At 61.4% G+C, this 22556-nt stretch carries 22 protein-coding genes and 1 pseudogene; 15 read left to right on the top strand and 8 right to left on the bottom strand.

Annotation, left to right across the window (positions count from 1 at the left end; genetic code table 11):
• The first annotated feature begins 100 nt into the window (after positions 1 to 100).
• A complete protein-coding gene (locus tag ACKJSM_RS18985) occupies positions 101 to 1015 on the top strand; it encodes an alpha/beta hydrolase (protein WP_410238542.1) in 915 nt (304 codons plus the stop codon).
• The gene (locus tag ACKJSM_RS18990) at positions 1012 to 1341 is read left to right on the top strand and encodes a hypothetical protein (protein WP_085748084.1); all 330 of its coding nucleotides are present in this window, start codon (positions 1012 to 1014) and stop codon (positions 1339 to 1341) included. Before ACKJSM_RS18985 ends, ACKJSM_RS18990 begins: the two co-directional genes overlap by 4 nt.
• A gap of 67 nt (positions 1342 to 1408) precedes the next feature.
• Here the strand turns inward: ACKJSM_RS18990 and ACKJSM_RS18995 are convergent, their stop codons facing one another.
• The 3 genes from ACKJSM_RS18995 to ACKJSM_RS19005 form a co-directional block, all read right to left on the bottom strand.
• Positions 1409 to 2197: an OmpA family protein gene (locus tag ACKJSM_RS18995; protein WP_236178303.1), complete on the bottom strand. Its 789-nt coding sequence runs from the start codon at positions 2195 to 2197 to the stop codon at positions 1409 to 1411.
• A gap of 55 nt (positions 2198 to 2252) precedes the next feature.
• Entirely contained in the window at positions 2253 to 2657 is a 405-nt protein-coding gene (locus ACKJSM_RS19000) for a DUF4398 domain-containing protein (protein WP_064378962.1), read from the bottom strand.
• Between the two features lie 364 nt (positions 2658 to 3021).
• Positions 3022 to 3366, bottom strand: a complete 345-nt coding sequence (locus ACKJSM_RS19005; protein ID WP_085688799.1) for a pilin assembly protein — start codon at positions 3364 to 3366, stop codon at positions 3022 to 3024.
• Between the two features lie 214 nt (positions 3367 to 3580).
• On the opposite strand from ACKJSM_RS19005, the gene ppc reads away from it, so the two are divergent.
• From ppc to ACKJSM_RS19040, 7 genes and pseudogenes are all read left to right on the top strand, one after another.
• On the top strand, positions 3581 to 6211 hold the full coding sequence (ppc, locus tag ACKJSM_RS19010) for a phosphoenolpyruvate carboxylase (protein ID WP_410238543.1): 2631 nt from the start codon (positions 3581 to 3583) through the stop codon (positions 6209 to 6211).
• 289 nt (positions 6212 to 6500) lie between these two features.
• Positions 6501 to 7151, top strand: a complete 651-nt coding sequence (gene adk / locus ACKJSM_RS19015; RefSeq protein WP_410238544.1) for an adenylate kinase — start codon at positions 6501 to 6503, stop codon at positions 7149 to 7151.
• 93 nt (positions 7152 to 7244) lie between these two features.
• Positions 7245 to 7919: a tRNA (adenosine(37)-N6)-threonylcarbamoyltransferase complex dimerization subunit type 1 TsaB gene (gene tsaB, locus ACKJSM_RS19020; RefSeq protein WP_410238545.1), complete on the top strand. Its 675-nt coding sequence runs from the start codon at positions 7245 to 7247 to the stop codon at positions 7917 to 7919.
• 173 nt (positions 7920 to 8092) lie between these two features.
• The gene (locus ACKJSM_RS19025) at positions 8093 to 8401 is read left to right on the top strand and encodes a hypothetical protein (RefSeq protein WP_007954720.1); all 309 of its coding nucleotides are present in this window, start codon (positions 8093 to 8095) and stop codon (positions 8399 to 8401) included.
• The gene (locus ACKJSM_RS19030; RefSeq protein ID WP_236178307.1) at positions 8401 to 9261 is read left to right on the top strand and encodes a DUF72 domain-containing protein; all 861 of its coding nucleotides are present in this window, start codon (positions 8401 to 8403) and stop codon (positions 9259 to 9261) included. Before ACKJSM_RS19025 ends, ACKJSM_RS19030 begins: the two co-directional genes overlap by 1 nt.
• 31 nt (positions 9262 to 9292) lie before the next feature.
• Positions 9293 to 10129 (top strand): annotated as a pseudogene (locus ACKJSM_RS19035) (oxaloacetate decarboxylase).
• Positions 10130 to 10131: 2 nt separating this feature from the next.
• The gene (locus tag ACKJSM_RS19040) at positions 10132 to 10824 is read left to right on the top strand and encodes an extensin family protein (protein ID WP_410238546.1); all 693 of its coding nucleotides are present in this window, start codon (positions 10132 to 10134) and stop codon (positions 10822 to 10824) included.
• Between the two features lie 4 nt (positions 10825 to 10828).
• On the opposite strand, the gene ACKJSM_RS19045 is transcribed toward ACKJSM_RS19040, so the two are convergent.
• Positions 10829 to 11443, bottom strand: coding sequence for an energy transducer TonB (locus tag ACKJSM_RS19045; protein ID WP_236178310.1), 615 nt, complete (start codon positions 11441 to 11443; stop codon positions 10829 to 10831).
• A 93-nt stretch (positions 11444 to 11536) separates the two neighbouring features.
• Between ACKJSM_RS19045 and ACKJSM_RS19050 the strand changes: the two genes are divergently transcribed.
• Entirely contained in the window at positions 11537 to 12319 is a 783-nt protein-coding gene (locus ACKJSM_RS19050) for a class I SAM-dependent methyltransferase (protein WP_007954738.1), read from the top strand.
• Between the two features lie 45 nt (positions 12320 to 12364).
• Here the strand turns inward: ACKJSM_RS19050 and ACKJSM_RS19055 are convergent, their stop codons facing one another.
• Positions 12365 to 13000 carry a TetR/AcrR family transcriptional regulator gene (locus ACKJSM_RS19055; RefSeq protein WP_236178312.1) on the bottom strand — a complete coding sequence of 212 codons (636 nt, stop codon included), beginning with the start codon at positions 12998 to 13000 and terminating at the stop codon, positions 12365 to 12367.
• Positions 13001 to 13094: 94 nt separating this feature from the next.
• Here ACKJSM_RS19055 and ACKJSM_RS19060 point away from each other — a divergent pair, with 94 nt between their 5' ends.
• The 3 genes from ACKJSM_RS19060 (at position 13095) to ACKJSM_RS19070 (ending at position 17993) form a co-directional block, all read left to right on the top strand.
• Entirely contained in the window at positions 13095 to 14195 is a 1101-nt protein-coding gene (locus tag ACKJSM_RS19060) for an efflux RND transporter periplasmic adaptor subunit (RefSeq protein WP_236178313.1), read from the top strand.
• Between the two features lie 6 nt (positions 14196 to 14201).
• The gene (locus tag ACKJSM_RS19065) at positions 14202 to 17270 is read left to right on the top strand and encodes an efflux RND transporter permease subunit (protein ID WP_410238547.1); all 3069 of its coding nucleotides are present in this window, start codon (positions 14202 to 14204) and stop codon (positions 17268 to 17270) included.
• Between the two features lie 537 nt (positions 17271 to 17807).
• Positions 17808 to 17993 carry a hypothetical protein gene (locus tag ACKJSM_RS19070; RefSeq protein WP_410238548.1) on the top strand — a complete coding sequence of 62 codons (186 nt, stop codon included), beginning with the start codon at positions 17808 to 17810 and terminating at the stop codon, positions 17991 to 17993.
• On the opposite strand, the gene ACKJSM_RS19075 is transcribed toward ACKJSM_RS19070, so the two are convergent.
• Genes ACKJSM_RS19075 through plsB form a run of 3 tightly spaced genes read right to left on the bottom strand, consistent with a single transcriptional unit; the run spans position 17990 to position 21659 of the window.
• Positions 17990 to 18679: a DUF4197 domain-containing protein gene (locus ACKJSM_RS19075; protein ID WP_236178316.1), complete on the bottom strand. Its 690-nt coding sequence runs from the start codon at positions 18677 to 18679 to the stop codon at positions 17990 to 17992. The genes ACKJSM_RS19070 and ACKJSM_RS19075 overlap by 4 nt on opposite strands.
• A 25-nt stretch (positions 18680 to 18704) precedes the next feature.
• Positions 18705 to 19103, bottom strand: a complete 399-nt coding sequence (locus tag ACKJSM_RS19080; RefSeq protein ID WP_236178317.1) for a YbaY family lipoprotein — start codon at positions 19101 to 19103, stop codon at positions 18705 to 18707.
• Positions 19104 to 19154: 51 nt separating this feature from the next.
• Positions 19155 to 21659, bottom strand: coding sequence for a glycerol-3-phosphate 1-O-acyltransferase PlsB (gene plsB, locus ACKJSM_RS19085; RefSeq protein ID WP_410238549.1), 2505 nt, complete (start codon positions 21657 to 21659; stop codon positions 19155 to 19157).
• Between the two features lie 237 nt (positions 21660 to 21896).
• On the opposite strand from plsB, the gene ACKJSM_RS19090 reads away from it, so the two are divergent.
• Together ACKJSM_RS19090 and ACKJSM_RS19095 are read left to right on the top strand one after the other, a co-directional pair.
• Entirely contained in the window at positions 21897 to 22106 is a 210-nt protein-coding gene (locus ACKJSM_RS19090) for a cold shock domain-containing protein (RefSeq protein WP_007954750.1), read from the top strand.
• A gap of 200 nt (positions 22107 to 22306) precedes the next feature.
• Positions 22307 to 22556, top strand: a 250-nt coding sequence (locus ACKJSM_RS19095; RefSeq protein WP_410238550.1) for a hypothetical protein, incomplete at its 3' end; no start/stop codon positions are given.

Consider the following 22556-nt stretch of genomic DNA (forward strand, 5'->3'; position numbering starts at 1 on the left):
CCCATGCTCTGCGTGGGAATGCCGCCATGGACGCTCCGCGTCCACTGTGACGCGGAGCGTGGGAACGATCTAAACCCGAAATTTTGCGAGGTTTCACCGGATGAGAATCCTCGGCATCCTTTGCCTGCTCCTGACCCTCGGCGGTTGCAGCTCGTTGCTGTTCTACCCCGAGCCCGGCCAGATCTTCACCCCGGAAAAGGCCAAACTCGAATACCGCACCGTTACCCTCAACACCGCCGACGGCCTCAAGCTGAACGCCTGGTGGCTGCCGGCCAAACCCGGGGTCGAGGTCAAGGGCACGGTGCTGCACCTGCACGGCAACGGGGGCAACCTGCCGATGCACCTGGGCGGGAGCTGGTGGCTGCCGAAAAACGGCTATCAAGTGCTGCTGGTGGACTATCGCGGTTACGGCTTGTCCGAGGGCGAACCGAGCCTGCCGGCGATCTATCAGGACATCGATGCGGCATTCGCCTGGCTGGACAAGGCGCCGGAGGTCAAAGGCAAGCCGCTGGTGCTGCTCGGTCAGAGCCTGGGCGGGGCAATGGCCGTGCACTGGCTGGTGCAACATCCGCAAAGACAAAAACAGCTCAAGGCCCTGGTGCTCGACGGTGTGCCCGCCAGTTACCGCAGCGTCGGCCAATACGCCCTCAGCACCTCGTGGCTGACCTGGCCATTTCAGGTGCCGCTGTCGTGGCTGGTGCCGGATGGCGACAGTGCGATCAACGCCATGCCGCAACTCAACGGCGTGCCGAAACTGATCTTCCATAGCCTCGACGATCCGCTGGTGCCCCTTTCCAACGGCATCCGTCTGTATCAAGCTGCGCCGCCACCGCGCGTACTGCAGTTGACCCGGGGCGGGCATGTGCAGACCTTCGGCGACCCGGTCTGGCGTCAGGTGATGCTGCGCTACCTCGACGATCCTGAACACTTCAACGGCCTGCGCCGCCTCGGCGAAATCCCGAATTATCCAACATCCCCGAATTCTGAAGACGAACCACCAGAGAGCCCGCAATGAGTGAAGAACGTAACGCCATCCCGCTGATCATCACCGGCATCTGCAGCATCCTCGGCACCGTCGGCGCCCTGTGGTACTACGGCTACCTGCACTTCGCCAAACCCGAGGATGCATTGCTGCTCAACGAATTCACCATGCTCAAGACCGTTCCTGGCGAAGACTACAAGGTCTCGCTGACCCCGGCGCCGCAAGTGGCGCAATGCATCGATGGCGTGCTGGTGCTGTTCGATACCGAGCAGAAAGGCCTGACCGGGGTGCTGGTCAACAGCCAGAAAAAGGCCGTGCGCTGCATGGGCCAGGAGACGCCGCAGAAGCTCGAAGAGTAAGCTTGCGACAGACAAAAAAGCCCCGCCTGATCAACTCAGGCGGGGCTTTTTCGTTATCGCGTAACGCTTAGTTCGAGCTGACAGCCGAACGCGGCATCACCGGCTGATTGTCGTTGGAAATGGTCACTTCCACCCGACGGTTCATTGCACGGCCCGATACGCTGCCGTTATCCGCAACCGGGTATTCCTTGCCATAACCCTGTGCGACGATGCGCGACGGGTCTACACCCATCTTGATCAGTGCAACCTGCACCGAAGTCGCGCGACGCTCGGACAGCGACTGGTTGTAGCTCGCGGTACCGGTGCTGTCGGTGTAGCCCTCGACGATCACTTTGCGATCAGGGTTTTCCTGGAGGAACTGCGCCAGTTTGTTGATGTTCACCAGACCGCTGGATTTCAGATCGGCCTTGTTGGTGGCGAACAGCACGTCACCGAAAGTCACCAGCGTGCCGCGATCGGTCTGCTTGGCGTTGAGGCTGTCCTGCAGCTGCTTGATCTGCTGATCGCGGGCATCCAGACGGGCCTGGGCACGTTGGGCGGCGGCGTTCTTCAGGTTATTTTCAGCGGTGCGCAGAGCGATGGTCTGCTTGGCCACTTCTACGCGCTGGTTAGTCAGATAAGCCAGTTGATCGACCTTGGCGGCGTCTTCTTTATCCAGATAAGCCTTGTCGGCCTTGTCCAGATAGTCGCTGGCGTCCTTGGTTTCCAGCGCTGCGACCTTGCTTGCCTGCGGGTTGGCCTGCAGGCCGGCGTAGTTGGTGCGTGCCTGTTCCAGGTTCGGGTTGGGCGGCGTGGAGCAGGCAGCCAGGGCAACGCTTGCGGCCAGGAGAGCGGGGATCATCAGTTGTTTACGCATAATCGTTCGTCCTTTCTATCGATAAGAGTTTCAGCCTTGCGGTCGGGATGCGCGCTTACTGCACAGTGCGCTGACTTTCCTGACGCAGTTCCTGAACACCTTTCTGGGAATCCTTCACCGCTTGCTCGGCTTTCATCGCCTGAGCCTTGCGTTCGGCGACGCGCGCGTCCCACTCGGCCTGTTCGGCGAGGATGCGGGCCTCGTCATACTTTTTGTCGTGCATGGCGATTTCGGCTTGCTTGAGCTTGTCCTGGGCCTGCTTCATTTCCACGGCGGCGAATTCGGTACCACCGGCGCTGACTGCGCTGTTGACTGCCGATTGAGTCACGGCGTACTGCTCGGTCGGAGGATTGCCGGCGCAACCGGCCAGCACGAAGCTGGTGCCGATGGCCAGAGCGGCCAGTTTCAGACCGCGCAGGTGGGAGAACGAGGTTTGGGTCTTCATGGTCTTCAACTCCATTGGTTAACTCCTTGGAAGCTTCGAAATCCATCCTGGTCGAGGAGTGACAACCGTCATGTGTCAGCGCGTTTTGAAACGCTCGTTCCAGGCGTGGTTACCTGTTCCGACCGAAGGCATTTTTCAAAAGTTCAGAAAAGATGGCTCATCGCCAAAAAATATTCTGACCAGACAGACAAGGCTCTAAAGCGGGAACTTTGGCGGGGCAGAGTGGTACGCGCGGGCAGAAAATGGCGCACAAACGCAAGAGAAACACAGCCAGTGTGGGAGCTGGCTTGCCAGCGATGAGGCCATCCAATTCAGCACATTTACGGCTGAACTAACGCCATCGAGGCAAACCATTCCCACTGTTTTGAAGTGTCAGGGATCAGTGTTTCTGCTTGCCGGCAGCCGTCGAGAGGTCGTGCAAATGACGCCGCGACAACGCGAGAAAACGCGGGGTCGGGCCGACGTCTTCATACAGCGGATCGCCTTCTTCGTCGGTGGCGACCACGGTCGAACCTTTCACATACGGCAGGCTCGCTTCGAACTCTTCGAGGGCGGCGCCGATCAGCTCGCCGAGCAGTTCTTCGGCGTGGCGTTTGGGGTACATCTCGGCGATTGCCGCCAGGCGTGCGGCAGCTTCCACGTCCAGATGAATCGTGTAGCCGGTGTCGGTCAGGCGACCCTTGGCGGTTTCTTCCCAATGCTGGGCGAGTTCACGGATTTTCATAAAAACCTCATGTCGCACCTGCTCATGGCAGGTCTTGGTGAGTGTCCGGCGTCTGCCGGCGGCAAGCCGTTGTGGGGCTTACTGTTGAGACTAGCTTCAAGCCTCAAGGTTTAAAGTCCCTTCGTCGTCTGCTTGTAAGAAGCGCCCCGGAGCGGCACTCTCTGTTCATCCACTCACTTGCGATCCGTCACCGATTACTGCTGGAGAGATGCTGATGACCGATATTGATGCACGCTTGCGCGAAGACGTTCACCTGCTCGGTGAGCTGTTGGGCAACACCATTCGTGACCAGTACGGCGAGGCGTTTCTCGACAAGATCGAGCAGATCCGCAAGGGCGCCAAGGCCGACCGGCGTGGCTCGATGGACGCCGAACTCAGCGCCAGTCTCAATCAATTGAGCGAAGACGAACTGCTGCCGGTGGCGCGAGCCTTCAACCAGTTTCTCAACCTGGCGAACATCGCCGAGCAGTACCAGCTCATCCATCGCCGCGAAGAGACCCAGGCCGCGCCGTTCGAGTCTCGCGTGCTGCCGGAATTGCTCGCCCGCTTGCGCAACGAAGGGCACAGCGCCGAATCCCTGGCGCGGCAACTGGCGCGGCTGGAAATCGAACTGGTGCTCACCGCGCACCCGACCGAAGTGGCCCGCCGCACGCTGATCCAGAAGTACGACGCGATCGCCGCACAACTGGCAGCTCAGGATCACCGCGACCTGACCACCGCCGAACGCGAGCAGATCCACAACACCCTGCAACGTCTGATCGCCGAAGCCTGGCACACCGAAGAAATCCGCCGCACCCGGCCGACCCCGGTGGACGAGGCCAAGTGGGGTTTTGCGGTGATCGAACACTCGCTGTGGCAGGCGATTCCCCACCATATGCGCAAGGCCGATCAGGCGCTGTACGCCGCCACCGGTTTGCGTTTGCCACTGGAAGCTGCGCCGATCCGCTTCGCTTCGTGGATGGGTGGCGACCGTGACGGCAACCCGAACGTGACCGCTGCCGTAACCCGCGAAGTGCTGTTGCTGGCGCGCTGGATGGCGGCGGATCTGTACTTGCGCGATGTCGATCACCTGGCCGCCGAACTGTCGATGCAGCAGGCCAGCGACGCGCTCAAGGCCCGGGCCGGCGACAGTGCCGAGCCGTATCGGGCGGTGCTTAAGCAATTGCGTGAACGCCTGCGCGCCACGCGCAACTGGGCCCATGCATCGCTGACCGCGACCACGCCGGCCCCGGCGGATGTGCTGCACAACAATCGTGATCTGCTCGATCCGCTGGAGCTGTGTTTCAACTCACTGCACGAATGCGGCATGGGCGTAATCGCCGACGGGCCGTTGCTCGATTGCCTGCGCCGGGCCGTGACCTTCGGCCTGTTCCTGGTGCGCCTCGATGTGCGTCAGGACTCGTCGCGCCATAGCGCGGCCATGACTGAAATCACCGATTACCTCGGCCTCGGCAAATACGAGGAGTGGGATGAAGAGCAGCGCATCAGCTTCCTGACCCGCGAACTGCAAAACCGTCGGCCGCTGCTGCCGGCGCATTTCAAACCCTCGGCCGACACCGCCGAAGTGCTCGCCACCTGCAAGGAGATCGCCGCTGCGCCGGGTGCTTCGCTGGGCTCCTACGTGATTTCCATGGCCGGTGCCGCTTCCGATGTGCTCGCGGTGCAATTGCTGCTCAAGGAGTCCGGCGTCCTGCGGCCGATGCGCGTGGTGCCGCTGTTCGAAACCCTGGCCGACCTCGACAACGCCGGCCCGGTGATCGAGCGTCTGTTGTTGCTGCCGGGTTATCGCGCGCGCCTGCAAGGCCCGCAGGAGGTGATGATCGGCTATTCCGACTCGGCCAAGGATGCCGGCACCACGGCGGCGGCGTGGGCGCAGTACCGGGCGCAGGAGCGGCTGGTGGAAATCTGCCGCGAGCAGCAAGTCGAACTGCTGTTGTTCCACGGTCGTGGTGGCACCGTGGGTCGTGGCGGCGGCCCGGCGCACGCGGCGATTCTGTCGCAGCCGCCGGGATCGGTGGCGGGGCGTTTCCGCACCACCGAGCAGGGGGAAATGATTCGATTCAAATTCGGCCTGCCGGACATCGCCGAGCAAAACCTCAATCTGTATCTGGCGGCGGTGCTCGAAGCGACCCTGTTGCCACCGCCGCCACCGACCCCCGAATGGCGGCATCTGATGGACGAACTGGCCGCTGACGGCGTCGCTGCTTACCGTGCGGTGGTGCGGGAGAACCCGCAATTCGTCGAGTATTTCCGCCAATCCACACCGGAGCAGGAGCTGGGCCGCTTGCCATTGGGCAGCCGTCCGGCCAAACGTCGCGCTGGCGGCATCGAAAGCCTGCGGGCGATTCCGTGGATCTTCGGCTGGACCCAGACGCGTCTGATGCTGCCGGCCTGGCTCGGCTGGGAAACCGCGTTGAACAACGCGCTGGAGCGTGGCGAAGGCGAGTTGTTGGGGCAGATGCGCGAGCAGTGGCCGTTCTTCCGCACCCGCATTGACATGCTGGAGATGGTGCTGGCCAAGGCCGACGCCGATATCGCGCTGTCCTACGATGAGCGTCTGGTCGAGCCGGACTTGCTGCCGTTGGGTGCGCATTTACGCGACCTATTGTCGCAGGCCTGTTCCGTTGTCCTCGGCCTGACCGGTCAGTCGCAGCTACTGGCACATAGCCCGGACACCCTGGAATTCATCCGTCTGCGCAACACCTACCTCGACCCGCTGCATCTATTGCAGGCCGAGTTGCTGGCGCGTTCGCGGCAGCAGAATGTCGAGCAGGGCAGCCCGGTGGAACAGGCGTTGCTGGTGTCTGTGGCGGGGATTGCCGCCGGTTTGCGAAATACCGGCTAAGGTTTTCTGCGTGGGGCGGGGCACCCGGGACTGACGTCGGGTGCCGTTTATTGACCGTGGGAAAAATGCGGTCAGGCGACAGTTAATGATGGGGTTGCGACTTGGGGAACCGCGTCGCAAGGTCGCGGCAGGCGCCGGTTTCTCCGACTTTTGGCGTCTTGTGTGGGCGCAGCCTGCTGTGTATCTTGATCAGCCTTTGGCCGTTTGGGCGGCCACGACCCGTTTTATTGAGATTGGCCCCACGAGGCGAATCCGTTGTTTTTTATATAAAAAATTGAGGAGCACATCGATGCGCGTCATTCTGCTGGGAGCTCCCGGGGCCGGTAAAGGTACTCAGGCTAAGTTCATCACCGAGAAATTCGGCATTCCGCAAATCTCCACCGGCGACATGCTGCGTGCTGCAGTCAAGGCCGGCACCGAGCTGGGCATCAAGGCCAAGAGCATCATGGATGCCGGTGGCCTGGTGTCGGATGACCTGATCATCGCGCTGGTCAAGGACCGTATCGCTCAAGCCGATTGCGCCAAGGGTTTCCTGTTCGATGGCTTCCCGCGCACCATTCCTCAGGCTGAAGCGCTGGTGACCGTCGGCGTCGAGCTGGACGCCGTGGTCGAAATCGCCGTTGAAGACGAAGAAATCGTTCAGCGTATCGCCGGTCGTCGCGTTCACGAGGCCAGCGGCCGCGTTTACCACATCGTCTACAACCCGCCGAAACTTGCCGGCAAAGACGACATCACCGGCGAAGAGCTGGTGCAGCGCAAGGACGACACCGAAGAAACCGTGCGTCATCGCCTGTCGGTCTACCACTCGCAGACCAAGCCGCTGGTGGAGTTCTACCAGAACCTGTCCGCCAATAACGGTGGCAAGCCGAAGTACAGCCATATCCCTGGCGTCGGTTCGGTTGAAGCGATCACTGCCAAGGTGCTTGAAGCCCTGAGCTGAAAAACCTGATCCGCTGCATCATCCACGGCCCGCTTGCGGGCCGTAGTTGTTTATACTGGCGCACTTTTCCCCACCTGATTTACGGACACATCGATGAGCACCTTGCTGGCCCTGGACACCGCGACTGAAGCTTGCTCCGTTGCCTTGCTGCATGACGGCAAGGTCACGAGCCATTACGAGGTGATCCCGCGCCTGCACGCGCAGAAACTGCTGCCGATGATCCAGCAACTGCTGGCCGACGCCGGCACCACCCTGCAAGCGGTGGACGCCATCGCTTTCGGTCGCGGCCCGGGCGCTTTCACTGGCGTGCGGATTGCCATCGGCGTGGTGCAAGGCCTGGCGTTTGCGCTGGATCGCCCGGTGTTGCCGGTGTCGAACCTGGCCGTGCTGGCGCAACGGGCTTATCGCGAGCACGGCGTGAGCCAGGTCGCGGCCGCCATCGATGCGCGGATGGATGAGGTGTATTGGGGCTGCTACCGCGAGACGGCCGGGGAGATGCGTCTGGTCGGCGCCGAGGCAGTGCTGCCGCCGGAAGTCGCCGCACTGCCGGACGATGCCTCGGGTGACTGGTTCGGTGCTGGCACTGGCTGGGGTTATGGCGAACGCATCGCTGTAAACCTGACCGGATCCGACGCTGGCATGCTGCCACACGCCGAAGACTTGCTGACCCTGGCGCGATTTGCTTGGGCGCGCGGTGAAGCGATTCCGGCGGACGACGCCCAGCCGGTTTATCTGCGTGACAAAGTGGCCACCCCGAAAGCCCGCTGAGGCCATTCACCCTGTGGCATTCGCCGCAGGGGCCCGTTCGTTCCTGCCAATCGTCCGTTTCTAACCCCGCGCTTTAAACCTTTTGTCTTTTATGTGTTCTAGTTATCACTCGGCGATTTGCTAAGTCGGTCAGGTGCCGCTAAATTGCCATCATCGATACCGAGCATGACTTTATGCGTATAGACGGCGTTTCCACTCATTCCTACCCCATCAAGCGCAAGCCTCGCAAAGGCAATCCGGCGCTGGATGAGTCCGTCGACGATATCGACGGCGAGCTGGAATTCCCGACCGAAGAGCAACTGGCGGCCCGTGCCGCCAAAGCCACCGCCCAACGCCTGAGCAATCTGCCCGCCCGTCAACAAGACATGATTTATCACCGCGCGATGAAGAAAAGCGTGGCCATGGCCCTGGCCAGCTACCTGAGCACCGCCGGTTTTGTCGATTGGGATGCAGACGTGCTGGGCCTCGATCTGTACATCTGATGGATCTGCCTTACTACCTCGGTTGCCCGTCCTGGAGCGAAAACGCCTGGCGCGAGTACCTGTATCCGGTAGACGCCAAGACCTCCGATTTCCTCGGGCTCTATTCACAAGTGTTCAACGCCGTGGAAGGCAACACGACCTTCTACGCCAGCCCGTCGCCGGCCACCGTGCAGCGCTGGGCCGAGGTGATGCCGGAACACTTTCGCTTCACCGCCAAGTTCCCCGGTGACATCAGCCACAGTGGCGACTTGCGCGATCAACTGACCGCCGCCGAAACCTTCCTCCAGCTACTCAAGCCGCTCGGTGAGCGCGTCTCGCCAATGTGGCTGCAACTGTCGAAAAGCTTCACGCCGCACCGTTTGCCGGAGCTTGCTGCGTTCATCGATGCGCTGGATTGCCCGCTGGCGGTGGAAGTGCGCCACGAACAGTTCTTCGCCAAGGGGGAGAGTGAGCGGTTGCTCAATCGGCTGTTGCTGGATCGCGGCGTTGAGCGCATCTGTCTTGATCCGCGCGCCTTGTTCAGTTGCCTGTCGACCGAGTCGTCGGTGATCCACGCCCAATCGAAAAAGCCCCGCGTGCCCACGCGTCCGGCGGCTTTCACTCAATTCCCGCAGGTGCGCTTCATCGGCCATCCGGCGCTTGAGGCCAACGATCCATTTCTGGTGCCGTGGGTGGCGAAAATCGCCGAGTGGATCGAAGAGGGCCGCACGCCGTACATCTTCCTGCACACCGCCGATAACATTCTGGCGGCGAAGCTGGCGCAACGTTTTCACGCTCAACTGATGCAACGTTTGCCTGGCCTGCGACCTTTGCCTGAGCTATACAGAGAACCCGCCGCCGAGCAACTTGGTCTGCTCTGAGGCGGATTTCTTCCTGCCCAGGAGCCTGCCGATGGATGCCCAAGCCCGTCAAGAACAAGTTCGTAAAGCCGAAACCTTCAAAGCCCTGCACGAACGCCCCGGGATTTTCGTGATTCCCAATCCGTGGGATGCCGGTTCCGCGAAGATGCTCGCCAGTCTCGGCTATCAGGCGCTGGCGACCACCAGCGCCGGCTATGCGTTTTCCCAGGGCAAGCCCGATGGTGGCCTGAGCCTCGACGATACGCTGGCCAATGTCCGGGCGATTGTCGCGGCCACGGATTTGCCGGTGGCGGTGGATCTGGAAAACGGCTTCGCCGATGCCCCGGCCGAATCAGCACAAAGTCTGATCCGCGCTGCCGAGGCGGGCGCCGTGGGTGGCTCGATCGAAGATGCCACCGGCCGTGAAGACTCGCCGATCTACTGCTTCGAACACGCGGTGGCGCGGATCGAAGCCGCCGTCGCTGCCGTGCGCACCTTGCCGTTTCCCTTCACCTTGACGGCCCGTGCGGAGAACTACCTGCACGGCAATCCCGATCTCAACGACACCATTCGCCGCTTGCAGGCCTTTGCCGAAGCCGGCGCCGACGTGCTGTACGCGCCGGGCCTGCGCACCGCCGAAGAAGTCCTGACGGTGGTGCGCGCAGTGGCGCCGAAACCGGTCAATGTGTTGATGTCCGGTGGATTGACGCTGACCGTGCAGCAGCTCGAAGAAATGGGCGTGAAGCGAATCAGCACCGGCTCGGCGCTGGCACTGGCGGCATTGGGTGAGTTTTTCCGCGCGGCTGAAGAAATCTAGCAGTCCGGCACCTTCACTTTCACGTCTCGTTCGATGCCGTACGCCAAGGCCAATCAATTCTTCAAGGGATGAGCATGGGCCGCTGGCTGCTGTTGGCAGGGCTGTTAATTATCGGTGGCAGCCTGATCGGCGTCTGGCGCGGTTGGCTCGATGTGCCGCCGCAGTGGAACCCGTGGGCGCCGCTGGATGTGCAGGCGACGCCCAACGGGCTCACAGGCTACAAGTTGATGCGCCTGCGCAGCGATCCATTGTTGTGCGAGCAGGCATTGGGCAGCTCGGGCCTGCGGGTTTCGCCACAGGCCGACAGTCCCGATGCCAAATGTCCGTTGATCGGCGCTTTGCGCGTGCAGGGTGGCGGGGTGGGGCTCAGCAGCAGTTTTCTTGCCAGTTGCCCATTGGCCGTGGCGTTTGCGATGTTCGAGCGCCATACGCTGCAACCGGCGGCGCAGCAGGTCTACGGTCAATCGGTGGCTCGGGTCGACCATCTTGGCAGCTTTGCCTGCCGCAACGTCTACAACCGCGAGAACGGCGCACTCAGCCGCCATGCCAGCGCCGATGCGCTGGACATCGCCGGCTTCCGCCTGGCGGATGGTCGCGCGATCAGTGTGCTCAAGGACTGGCCGAAGCAAAATCAGGACGCGCAGTTTCTACGTCAGCTGCGCGACGGTGCCTGCGAGGCGTTCAGTGTGGTGTTGAGTCCGGATTACAACGCCGCCCATCGCAATCACTTTCATGTCGATGTCGGGCGCTGGAGCGTGTGTCGCTGAGGGATCAGGCGGCGATGCGCAGGTTCTGCTGAACGATTGGGCGCACCCAGCCGTTATCGAAGTCCAGGGCTTTCTGCTGTTCGACGATTTCTTCCGGCGGGAACGGCGGGTAAGGCTGCAGCAGATCCAGGTCGAACTCGGCAATCGGCAGGTACAGCGGTTTTTTCTGCGGCGCAGGACCCGGTTCCGGAATCGGCTGGCCGTTGTTGATCACGATCGGGCGAACCCAGCTGCTGTCGAAGGCCTGCTGCTTTTGCTGAACCTCGATGGCTTCCGGCGGGAATGGAGGGTAGGGCTCGGCCAGATCCAGTTCGAGCTCGGCGATCGGCAGGAACAGCGGCTCCGGCGGACGCACCTGGGTTTCCACCACATCGCATTCGCGCTGGCTGATGATGTGCGCGTGCAGTTCGCTGCCGACGGTCGGTTCTTCCGGGCTTTGCAGATCAACCGGTGGGAACGTGCCGCAGGCCGGCACCACATCACTCGACTGTTCGGCCAGTGCCTGGGCAAAGAAATCCTGCCACAGGTGGCTGACGCCGCCCAATGCTTGAGTGTTATGACGGCTGAAATCGCCTGTGGGCGAAAGGTAGCCAATCGATGTGGGAAGAATGCCTGACATTTTTTTCGGTTGACGCTCAGCTCTGGCAAAATGCGCGTTGATTGGGTTATCGGCGGTTTTTGCCGATCCTTAACTTTTTTGAGCGTGTTTTCCATGATTGAGCAACCCGCGGCCTGCCGCATCCATGTCGAGGCCCTCGGCCCGACGTTCGAAGCGCAGGCCGAGCAGTGGGCGCAGCGCCTGAACCTGCCGTTGCAGGTGGCCGACGGCGAGTTTGCCTTGCAGGTCGGCGAGCAGGGGTTGCAGCTGCAACAACTGGGACCGGATGCACCGGGGCCGGTGCGGGTCGACTTCGTCGAGGGTGGCGCGGCCCACCGCCGGTTGTATGGCGGGGGGAGCGGGCAGATGATCGCCAAGGCGGTCGGCATCGCCCAAGGTGTACGTCCACGGGTGCTGGATGCCACGGCAGGGCTGGGCAAGGATGCGTTCGTGCTGGCCAGTCTTGGTTGCGAGATGAGCCTGATCGAGCGTCAGCCGCTGATCGGCGCCTTGCTGGAGGATGGTCTGGCCCGGGCGGCGGAAGACTTCGACGTGGCGCCGATCGTGGCGCGGATGAAGCTGCTCAAGGGCAATTCCATCGAGGTGATGCGCAATTGGGAGGGCGAGCCGCCGCAGGTGATCTACCTCGACCCGATGTTCCCGCATCGTGAGAAAACTGCGCTGGTGAAGAAGGAAATGCGCCTGTTCCGTCCGTTGGTGGGCGATGATCCGGATGCCCCGGCCTTGCTGGAAGCGGCGTTGGCCCTGGCCACGCACCGGGTGGTGGTCAAGCGCCCGCGCAAGGCGCCGTGCATCGAAGGACCGAAGCCTAGCCATGCGCTGGATGGCAAATCCAGCCGTTACGACATCTACCCGAAGAAAGCGCTCAAGGCCTGAGCCGTCGCATAAGAAAATCCCACGCATGGCGTGGGATTTTTGTTTTCAGGGTCGATAGGCCCGCATGAACAACTCGACCACTTCCTGCACATGACTTTCCGCCGCCTCGCCGGTCAGCGGCTCGCCGCAGCCATACAGCAGGCGGAAATTCCCCGCGCCCTTGATCAGGCAGAAAAAATGCTCGGCAGCGTTGCGCGGCTTGTCGATGTTCAGCGCGCCGTTCTCGTGGATCCGCGTCAGCAACCGTTCCATTCCCTGCACCATGCGCTGCGGGCCGGCCTCGAAGAAGATCAGTGACAGGTTGGGATCCTGACTGCCCAGCGCCATGATCAGGCGATGCAGATTCACCGATTCATCGCTGTTGATCAGGTGGTGAAAGCCTCGCGCAATGTTCAGCAACACATTTTCCACCGCGATGCCGTCCGGCAATTCAAAGAACAGCGGCGGCAATTGCTCCTCGCATTTGGCTACCACGGCGGCGGAGAACAGCGTCTCCTTGTCGTTGAAATGGCTGTAGACCGTCAGCTTCGACACCCCGGCCTCGGCGGCCACCGCGTCCATGCTGGTGTTGGCATAGCCATGACTCAGAAACAGGATTTTCGCCGCCTCGAGAATTGCCTGGCGCTTGGCCGGATCCTTCGGTCGACCCGGGCCGTTTGGAGTGGACAGATTGTTCGACATTCTTCGCTTTTAATACTGGACTGGTGAGTTTGCTATTAATAACATACCGGCCAGTATAATTATTCCAAGCCTCCTTAGCGAAAGGTCCTTCACCATGTTCCGCCATGCGTTGTCTTTTGCGGTGCCAGTCAGTCTGGCGTTTCTGTTGTCGGCGTGTGGCAAGGAAGAGGTGACACAAGTCAGCGTGCGACCGGCCATGGTGGTTCAGCCAGAGCCTTCGGCGCAGGCGATGGAAAGTTATCCGGGTGAGGTTCGCGCCCGCTACGAACCCGACCTGGCGTTCCGTATCGGCGGCAAAGTCAGCCGACGGCTGGTCGACGAAGGTCAGCGCGTGAAGGCCGATCAACCGCTCGCCGAACTCGATCCGCAGGATGTACGCCTGCAACTGGAAGCGACCCGGGCCCAGGTCGCGGCGGCCGAAGCCAATCTTAATCTGGTGCGCGCCGAGCGTGACCGTTACAAGACCCTGATGGAACGGCAGATGGTCAGCCGCTCGGCCTACGACAATGCCGAGAACCTCTACCGCTCCGGCGAAGCCCGCCTCAAACAGATCAAAGCCGAATTCAACGTCTCGACCAATCAGGCCAGTTACGCCGTGCTGCGCGCGCCTCAGGATGGCGTGGTGGCCAAGCGTTCGGTGGAAGTCGGGCAAGTGGTCGCCGCCGGGCAAACCGTGTTCACCCTCGCCACTGACGGCGAACGGGAAGTGCTGATCAGCCTGCCGGAGCAGAGTTTCGGCCGCTTCAAGGTCGGCCAGCCGGTGTCGGTGGAGTTGTGGACGCAACCGAACCAGCGCTTCGCCGGGCAGATCCGCGAGCTGTCGCCGGCCGCCGATCCGAAATCCCGTACCTTCGCCGCACGCATTTCATTCACCGCCGGCAAGGTCCCGGCAGAACTGGGCCAGAGCGCCCGGGTCTTCGTGCAGACCGCCGATGTCATCCCGCTGTCGGTGCCGCTCTCGGCACTGACGGCCGAAAACGGCGCGACCTACGTCTGGGTCGTCAGCGCCAACAACACCCTGAAAAAGACTCCGGTACGCGTCGGCCCGTTCGGTGAGAAAACCGTGCCGGTGCTCGAAGGCCTGAACGCCAGCGACTGGGTGGTCGCCGCCGGCGTGCATGTTCTGCTGGAAGGGCAGCAGGTGCGTCCGGTGGATCGTTCCAACCGCGTGGTCAATCTGGCGGACAAGGAGTAATCCCCGATGGGTTTCAATCTTTCCGCCTGGGCGCTGCGCAATCGCCAGATCGTACTGTTCCTGATGCTTTTGCTGGCGATCGTCGGCGCCTTGTCCTACACCAAGCTCGGCCAGAGCGAAGATCCGCCGTTCACGTTCAAGGCCATGGTCATCCAGACCCGCTGGCCCGGTGCCACGGCGCAGGAAGTCTCGCGCCAGGTTACCGAGCGCATCGAAAAGAAACTGATGGAAACCGGCGAGTACGAGCGGATTGTCTCGTTCTCGCGCCCTGGTGAATCCCAGGTCACGTTCATTGCCCGCGACTCCATGCATTCGGTGGAGATTCCGGATCTCTGGTATCAGGTGCGCAAGAAGGTCGGTGACATTCGCCAGACCCTGCCGCCGGGGATTCAGGGTCCGTTTTTCAACGATGAGTTCGGCACCACCTTCGGCAATATCTATGCGCTGACCGGCGATGGTTTCGACTACGCGGTGCTCAAGGATTATGCCGACCGTATCCAGATCCAGCTGCAGCGGGTCAAGGATGTGGGCAAGGTCGATCTGCTCGGTCTGCAGGACGAGAAGGTCTGGGTCGAACTGTCCAACGTCAAACTCGCCACCCTCGGTCTGCCTTTGGCTGCGGTGCAGCAGGCATTGGAAGAGCAGAACGCGGTATCCACCGCCGGCTTCTTCGAAACCGGCAGCGAGCGATTGCAGCTACGGGTCTCGGGGAATTTTCAGACAGTCGACGAGATCAAGAACTTCCCGATCCGGGTCGGTGATCGTACGTTCCGCATCTCCGATGTCGCCGACGTGCGGCGCGGTTTCAACGATCCTCCGGCACCGCGCATGCGCTTCATGGGCGAAGACGCCATTGGTCTGGCGGTGGCAATGAAGGACGGCGGCGACATTCTGGTGCTGGGCAAGGCCCTGGAAATCGAGTTCGCCCGCATCCAGCAAAACCTGCCGGCCGGCATGCAGTTGCGCAAGGTCTCCGACCAGCCCGCCGCCGTGAAAACCGGCGTGGGTGAATTCGTTCAGGTGCTGGTCGAAGCGTTGGCCATCGTGTTGCTGGTGAGCTTTTTCTCCCTCGGTGTACGCACCGGCATGGTAGTGGCGCTGGCCATTCCGCTGGTGCTGGCGATGACCTTCGCCTGCATGTATTACTTGGGCATCGGCCTGCACAAGATCTCCCTTGGCGCGCTGGTGCTGGCGCTGGGTTTGCTGGTGGACGACGCGATCATCGCCGTGGAAATGATGGCGATCAAAATGGAGCAGGGCTTCGACCGGATCAAGGCTGCCAGTTATGCCTGGACCAGCACGGCGTTCCCGATGCTCACCGGTACGCTGATCACCGCCGCTGGCTTCCTGCCGATTGCCACTGCGCAGTCCGGTACTGGCGAATACACCCGCTCGATCTTCCAGGTGGTGACCATTGCCTTGCTCGCATCGTGGGTGGCGGCCGTGGTGTTCGTGCCGTATCTGGGGGAAAAACTCCTGCCGGATCTGGCGAAAATTCACGCGGCCAAACACGGTACGGCTGACGGCCGGACCGATCCTTACGGAACGCCGTTCTACCAACGGGTGCGGCGTCTGGTGGAGTGGTGCGTGCGCCGGCGAAAAACCGTGATCGTGCTCACCGTGTTGCTGTTTGTGGCTTCGGTGGCGTTGTTCCGGTTCGTGCCGCAGCAGTTCTTCCCGGCGTCCGGGCGACTGGAATTGATGGTCGATCTGAAGCTTGCCGAGGGCGCCTCGCTGGCCAATACCACGGGCGAGGTCAAGCGCCTGGAAGCGATGCTCAAGGATCACGCCGGCATCGACAACTATGTCGCTTACGTCGGCACCGGTTCGCCGCGTTTCTACCTGCCGCTGGATCAACAACTGCCGGCGGCGAGCTTCGCCCAGTTCGTCGTCCTGGCGAAAACCATCGAGGAGCGCGAAGCGCTGCGTACGTGGCTGATCGACACCTTGAACGAGCAGTTCCCGGCCTTGCGCTCGCGGGTCACGCGCCTGGAAAACGGCCCGCCGGTCGGTTACCCGGTGCAGTTCCGCGTCACCGGCGAACACATCGAAGAAGTCCGCGCCCTGGCGCGCAAGGTCGCGGCCAAGGTGCGTGAGAATCCGCATGTGGTGAACGTGCATCTGGACTGGGAAGAGCCGAGCAAGGTCGTGTACCTGAACATCGATCAGGACCGCGCCCGGGCCTTGGGTGTGAGCACGGCGAGCCTGGCGAAATTCCTTCAGAGTTCGCTGACCGGCTCCAGTGTCAGCCAGTACCGCGAAGACAACGAACTGATCGAAATCCTCCTGCGTGGCACCGTGCACGAGCGCACCGAACTGTCGTTGCTGCCGAGCCTGGCGGTGCCGACCGACAACGGTCGCAGCGTCGCGCTGTCGCAGATCGCCACACTGGAATATGGCTTCGAGGAAGGCATCATCTGGCACCGCAATCGCCTGCCGAACGTCACCGTGCGGGCGGACATCTACGGCAAGGAGCAGCCGGCAACGCTGGTGAAGCAGATCATGCCGACGCTTGATCCGATCCGTGCCGAATTGCCGGACGGCTATCTGCTGGATGTCGGCGGCACGGTGGAGGATTCGGAGCGTGGGCAGAAGTCGGTGAACGCCGGGGTGCCGATGTTCATTATCGTGGTGCTGACGTTGCTGATGGTGCAGCTGCGCAGTTTTTCGCGCACGGCGATGGTGTTTCTGACGGCGCCTTTGGGGTTGATCGGGGTGACGCTGTTTCTGTTGGTGTTCCGCCAGCCGTTCGGGTTTGTGGCGATGCTCGGGACGATCGCGCTGTCGGGGATGATCATGCGTAACTCGGTGATTCTGGTGGATCAGATCGAGCAGGACATCGCCGCCGGGCTCAAGCCGTGGCAGGCGATTATCGAGGCGACCGTGCGGCGGTTCCGGCCGATTGTGTTGACGGCTTTGGCGGCGGTGTTGGCGATGATTCCGCTTTCTCGCAGTGTGTTTTTTGGGCCGATGGCGGTGGCGATCATGGGGGGGTTGATTGTTGCGACTGCTCTGACGCTTTTGTTTTTGCCGGCGTTGTATGCGGCTTGGTTCAGGGTTCGCAAGGAGGCTTGAGGCTGGTTGAGCTTGGCGGCCTTTGGGCCGACCAGGCTCTTGGGGTTTTGGGTGAATATCCGTTTCTTTGGGTGTTGCGGCTGGCGGTTTCGCCCTTACGGCGAGTCCCTTTTTCAGACGCCAAAAAGGAACCAAAAGGCTTGGCCCCGGCGTTCGGCCCCTCGCTGGGGCTCGGTGTTCCTTCGTTCCGGGATTCATCCGGGGGCATCGCCTACGGTTTGCTTCGCTGCACCTCCTCTCGATGTGTTCGACTTCGTCGAACGGCGCTACGCGCCTACCCCCGGATGAATCCCTCCACTCAGCCTTCCGATGGGGCCGGCACGTCAAAAGCGTTACTCGAGCTAACGCTCATTGTGTTGAGTGGTGGAAAGTCAAAGCCAAAGCCAAAGCCAAAGCCAAAGCCAAAGCCAAAGCGGGAGTGGAGTGGGAGTGGTGCTGTATGTGTTTTAAAACCCGAGTTCACTTCGGTATTTCATGTCGGCGTAGCTCTCACAAACTCCTCGGTCAGTCCACTCTTCCCCCTGGGGGAGGGCTACAGTGGTTCTTGAACTGTTCAAAAAAGCTGCGGAACGCCTGAGTGCTCTCAAGCGTTTTCAGATTTGCGATTTCAAGCGCGATCTCAAGCCAGGCTTTGGCTCGGTTCGCTTCACAAAACTGACTCCCATGAAAAAGCCCGCTGAACCTGTAAAGGTCAGCGGGCTTTTCATTGCGCGAGGGAGTTAAAGCGTACCGAACACCTTCTTCGCCAGGCTCGTCGCCGCAGCGGCCGGGTTTTTGCGGATGGTTTCTTCCTGTTTGCCGATCATTTCGAACAGGCCGTTGAGCGCTTGTTCGGTCACGTAGCTTTCGATATTGGCGCTTTTCGCGTCCACCACGCCGAAGGTCGCGGCCTGGCCGGCGAAGGCGTTGTATTTCTGGGCTACGCCGACCTTGTCGGTTGCCTGTTTGACGATCGGCAGGAACTTGGTGCGGATCTGTTCGCGGCTGGATTTGTCCAGGTATCGGGTGGCGGAGTCGTTGCCGCCGCTGAGGATGCCTTTGGCGTCTTCCACGCTCATTTTCTTCACGGCGTCGACGAGGATCGGCTGGGCCTGGGTGACGGCGGTTTCCGCGGCCTTGTTCATGGCGGTTTCCAGCTCCTCGACCTGGGCGCCCATGCCGAAGGCTTTCATCTTGCCGGCGACTTTGCCGAGTTTGCCCGGCAGTTCGATCTTCACGTCCGGGTTGTTGCTAAAGCCGCCCGGGGTGCCGAGTTGCTTGACGGCCAGTTGCGCGCCCTGGGTCAGGGCATCCTTGAGGCCGCCGGTGGCGTCGCCTTGCGACAGGTCGTTGAGGGACAGCGCCAGTGCGTTGGCGCAGATCATCAGGCCTGCGCACAGGCCGGCGAAGCGAAGGGTAGGGCGGAGCATGGCGGCTTCCTTTTTTAAGAGAGCGTTAGCGGGCAGCGTCGACGCGGATCTTCAGTGGCTGCGGATCCTTGCCATCAAGCTGCACGGCATGGTTTTCGGTGGTGATGAACATCAGCTCGCCGTTGACTTCAATGCGTGCGCTGACCGAGTAGCGGTGGCCGGGTTTGACCTGGGCCGGATCGTAGCTCAAGTGGAACGGCAGCGGCACCTGGCCTTTGACCGGGCCTTTCTGTTCATCGAGCACCAGGGCCGGAGCGTCGGCCAGCGAAACGTCCTGCAGGCTCACGCTCAAGGTCGCACTGGGCGGCAGGGCGATGCGTTGCAGGTAGAACACTTCGCCGTCGAGGCTGACCTTGCCGGCCGGTGAGGTCGACTGGCAGGCGCTGAGCAGCGTGGCGGCGGCCAGCAGGGAAAGTTTTTTCATCGGAGATCTCCGTATCGACGGCGCCAGAAGAAGCCTGGCGCCTGCAAAAATTTAGTCGCTTTGCACAGGGGGGGCGACCTGATCGGCCGCATCCTCGCTGCGGTGCAACGCCACCTGACGGATCGACAAACGAATCTCCGCCGGCAACACCCGTTTGGCGGCGCCTTCGGCCAGTTCGCCGAGCAGTTCGTGATAGCTCAACTTGCCGGCTTCGTCGCGGCGCAGTACGTCGAGGTCGAGCAGGGTCTGGATGAAGTGGCGGAACAGGCTTTTGTCGAAGAATTCCGGCGCGTTCAGACCATGCAGGATCGACAGGCGCTGAGCCATGACCGTGCACAGATCCTCCAGTTCTTCGGCACTGATGCTGTTCTGGCCACTGTTGAGCAGCAGGGAAACCGTCATGTAGAAGCGTTGCAGGGTCTGGGCGATGCTCTTCGACAGCAGGGTCAGCAGCACGAAATGCCGCGAGCTCGGCGCCGGACGCAGGTACACGTCTTTCTCGAAACGCAGCAGGCCTTGCTCGACAAACGCTTCCAGCCATTGATCGATCACCGCATCCAGTTCGTCCAGCGTCCAGCGGATGAACAACTCCGATTGCAGGTACGGATACAGCGCGCGGGTGTAGCGCAGGATCTGTTCGCGGCTCATGCGCGAGGTGCTCTGGAAGAAGCTCGCCAGCAGCGCCGGCAGGGCGAAGATGTGCAGCACGTTGTTGCGGTAGTAGGTCATGAGGACGGCGTTCTGCTCGTCCAGATACAGAATCTTGCCCAGCGCGTCGCTCTGCTCGGACAGCAGATCCATGTCCTTCACATGCTCGATCAACGCCCGGCCATCGCCTTCCGGCAAGGTGGTGTGCGGCGAGTACGGAACCTTGCGCAGCAGCGCCAGATACAGATCCAGCACCCGCGCCATGGCCCGATCATCCAGCGCCAGACGGGTGGTCGACAGCAGCGCCAGCGCCACCAGGTTGACCGGATTGACCGCAGCGGCTTCGTTCAGATGCTGCGCGACTTTCTCTCCGAGACGATGGGTGGTTTCGTTGAGCCACGCCGGTTTGTACTGCGGGCCCAGTTCCTGCTGGCGCCAGTCCGGTTGTTCGCTGTCGAGAAATTCCGCCAGTTTGATCGGCTCGCCGAAGTTCACCGCCACCTGGCCGAAGCGCTGCTTGAGTGCGCCGATGACTTTGAAGATGTCGAAGATTGATTCTTTCTTCTTGCTCGCGCCACGCAGCTCGCCGAGGTAAGTACGGCCTTCCAGTACGCGCTCATAACCGATGTACACCGGCACGAACACGATCGGCATCCGCGACGAACGCAAGAAGCTGCGCATGGTGATTGCGAGCATCCCGGTTTTCGGCTGCAGCATGCGTCCGGTACGCGAGCGGCCACCTTCGACGAAGTATTCGACCGGAAAACCTTTGGTGAACAGGGTGTGCAGGTATTCGTTGAACACCGAGGTGTACAGCGGATTGCCCTTGAACGTGCGGCGCATGAAGAACGCACCGCCACGGCGCAGCAGGCTGCCGATCACCGGCATGTTCAGGTTGATCCCGGCGGCGATGTGCGGCGGCGTCAGGCCGTTGCGAAATAGCAAGTACGACAGCAGCAGGTAGTCAATGTGGCTGCGGTGGCACGGCACGTAGATCACTTCGTGACCCTGGGCGACCTTCTGCACGCCTTCGATGTGGTTGACCTTGATCCCGTCGTAGATCTTGTTCCAGAACCAGCTCAGCACCACTTCGAGAAAACGGATCGCGGTGTAGGTGTAGTCCGAGGCGATCTCGTTGCCGTAGCGCAGGGCCTGGGCCTTGGCTTTTTCCGGGGAAATGTTTTCGCGCTCGGCTTCGTCGAGGATCGCTTGCTTGACCAGCGGCTGGTTGAGCAGGCCTTTGACCAGGTTACGGCGGTGGGAAATGTCCGGACCGATCACCGCAGCCTTGAGGTTGCGAAAGTGCACCCGCAGGATCCGCTGGGCCATGCGCACGGTGCGCTCGTGCCCCTTGTTGTGCTCGATCAGTTCGCGAAGGTGGATCGGTGCGGAGAATTGCACGCGGGTCTTGCGCCCCAGAATCATGATGCTAAGCAGGCGACGCAGGCGCCCGGTGACGGCCCAGCTGTCGGCGAACAGCAATTTCCATGGGCTGTTCTCGCTGTCCGGCGACTGGCCCCAGAACACGCTGACCGGAATGATCTGTGCGTCTTCGGCAGCGTTCTGACTCAGGGCACTGACCAGTCGGGTCAGGGTCGGCGGCGCACCGCGTTTGTCCTGGCGGCCGAGCCAGTCCGGGTCTGGCGTCAGGTAGAAGAACGCCGCCGGTTCGATCAGCGAACCCACGGACACCGGCAGCACCGGGCGCGGCAGACCGGCCTTGGTGCACTCGGTGTCGACCACCGCCAGATCGGTCAGCGATGGATTTTGCAGGACGTAGAACACCGGACGACTGCGGTCGAGGTTGAGGGTGAACGACGACTGGTTGATCGTCTCGGAGCGAACCCAGAGATATAACAGTCGGCGCAAGGTGCCAAACACAAGACGGCGGAACGGGGAGCGGGTCATACGGCTTCTGCGTGAGTGGATAAACCGAGCGTTTGCTCGGGCGGTCGATAGTGTGCCGGATTCATGGAAAATCGGCAAAAAAGCGGCGAAGTAATCTCCTGTTGAGAGTTTTGCCGCCTGTCATATACTCGGCGATCTGTCGCCGGGGCCCTTTTATGGACGTCGGACGCAGGCTGACGTTCCTCAAAGGCTTTCCTGCGAAAAGCCTGTTCAATAATAAAAACGGAGTATGAACAGATGGCAACACGTGAAACCGGCAACGTGAAGTGGTTCAACGACGCCAAGGGCTACGGCTTCATTCAGCGCGAAGACGGGGTGGACGTGTTCGTGCACTACCGCGCGATCCGTGGCGAAGGCCACCGTTCGCTGACCGAGGGTCAGCAGGTTGAATACGCGGTGGTGGAAGGGCAGAAGGGGTTGCAGGCTGAGGATGTTGTAGGCCTCTGATCTTCAAGAGAGAAAGATCGTCCGGTCACGGCTCGAGCCTGCGGGCGGTCTTTCTTCAATCGTCACAAGTGGCACTGGATGAATAATCACCTGTCAGTTCTGACAGTGGACGAGATTTTGCCACGGCCCTAGCTTTCCCGATATCAGCACCCGGTTCGATTGATCTCCGGTGAATAGCTGTCATTGGAGAGGGCACGGTCATGTTGAAAATATCCGCGTACGTTCTGATATTAAGCTTTGTCGGTTGCACGGCGCATATTCCCCCTGCCGAAAAAAGCACCCGCACTTCTTCTGGGCAAATGAATAGCTTGGCCGTACCAACGGACAATTCCCAAGGTGTGTCCGCTGCTCAACCATCGCTGTTTCAAGTAGTCGAAGCACCGGCCGGCGAACTGAACGCCGATACGCTCGGCGCTGAAGCCAATGTGCAAGTCAGCTATCCAAGCCTGG

The organism is Pseudomonas sp. PHC1 (assembly GCF_046487845.1).
Lineage (GTDB): Bacteria > Pseudomonadota > Gammaproteobacteria > Pseudomonadales > Pseudomonadaceae > Aquipseudomonas > Aquipseudomonas sputi.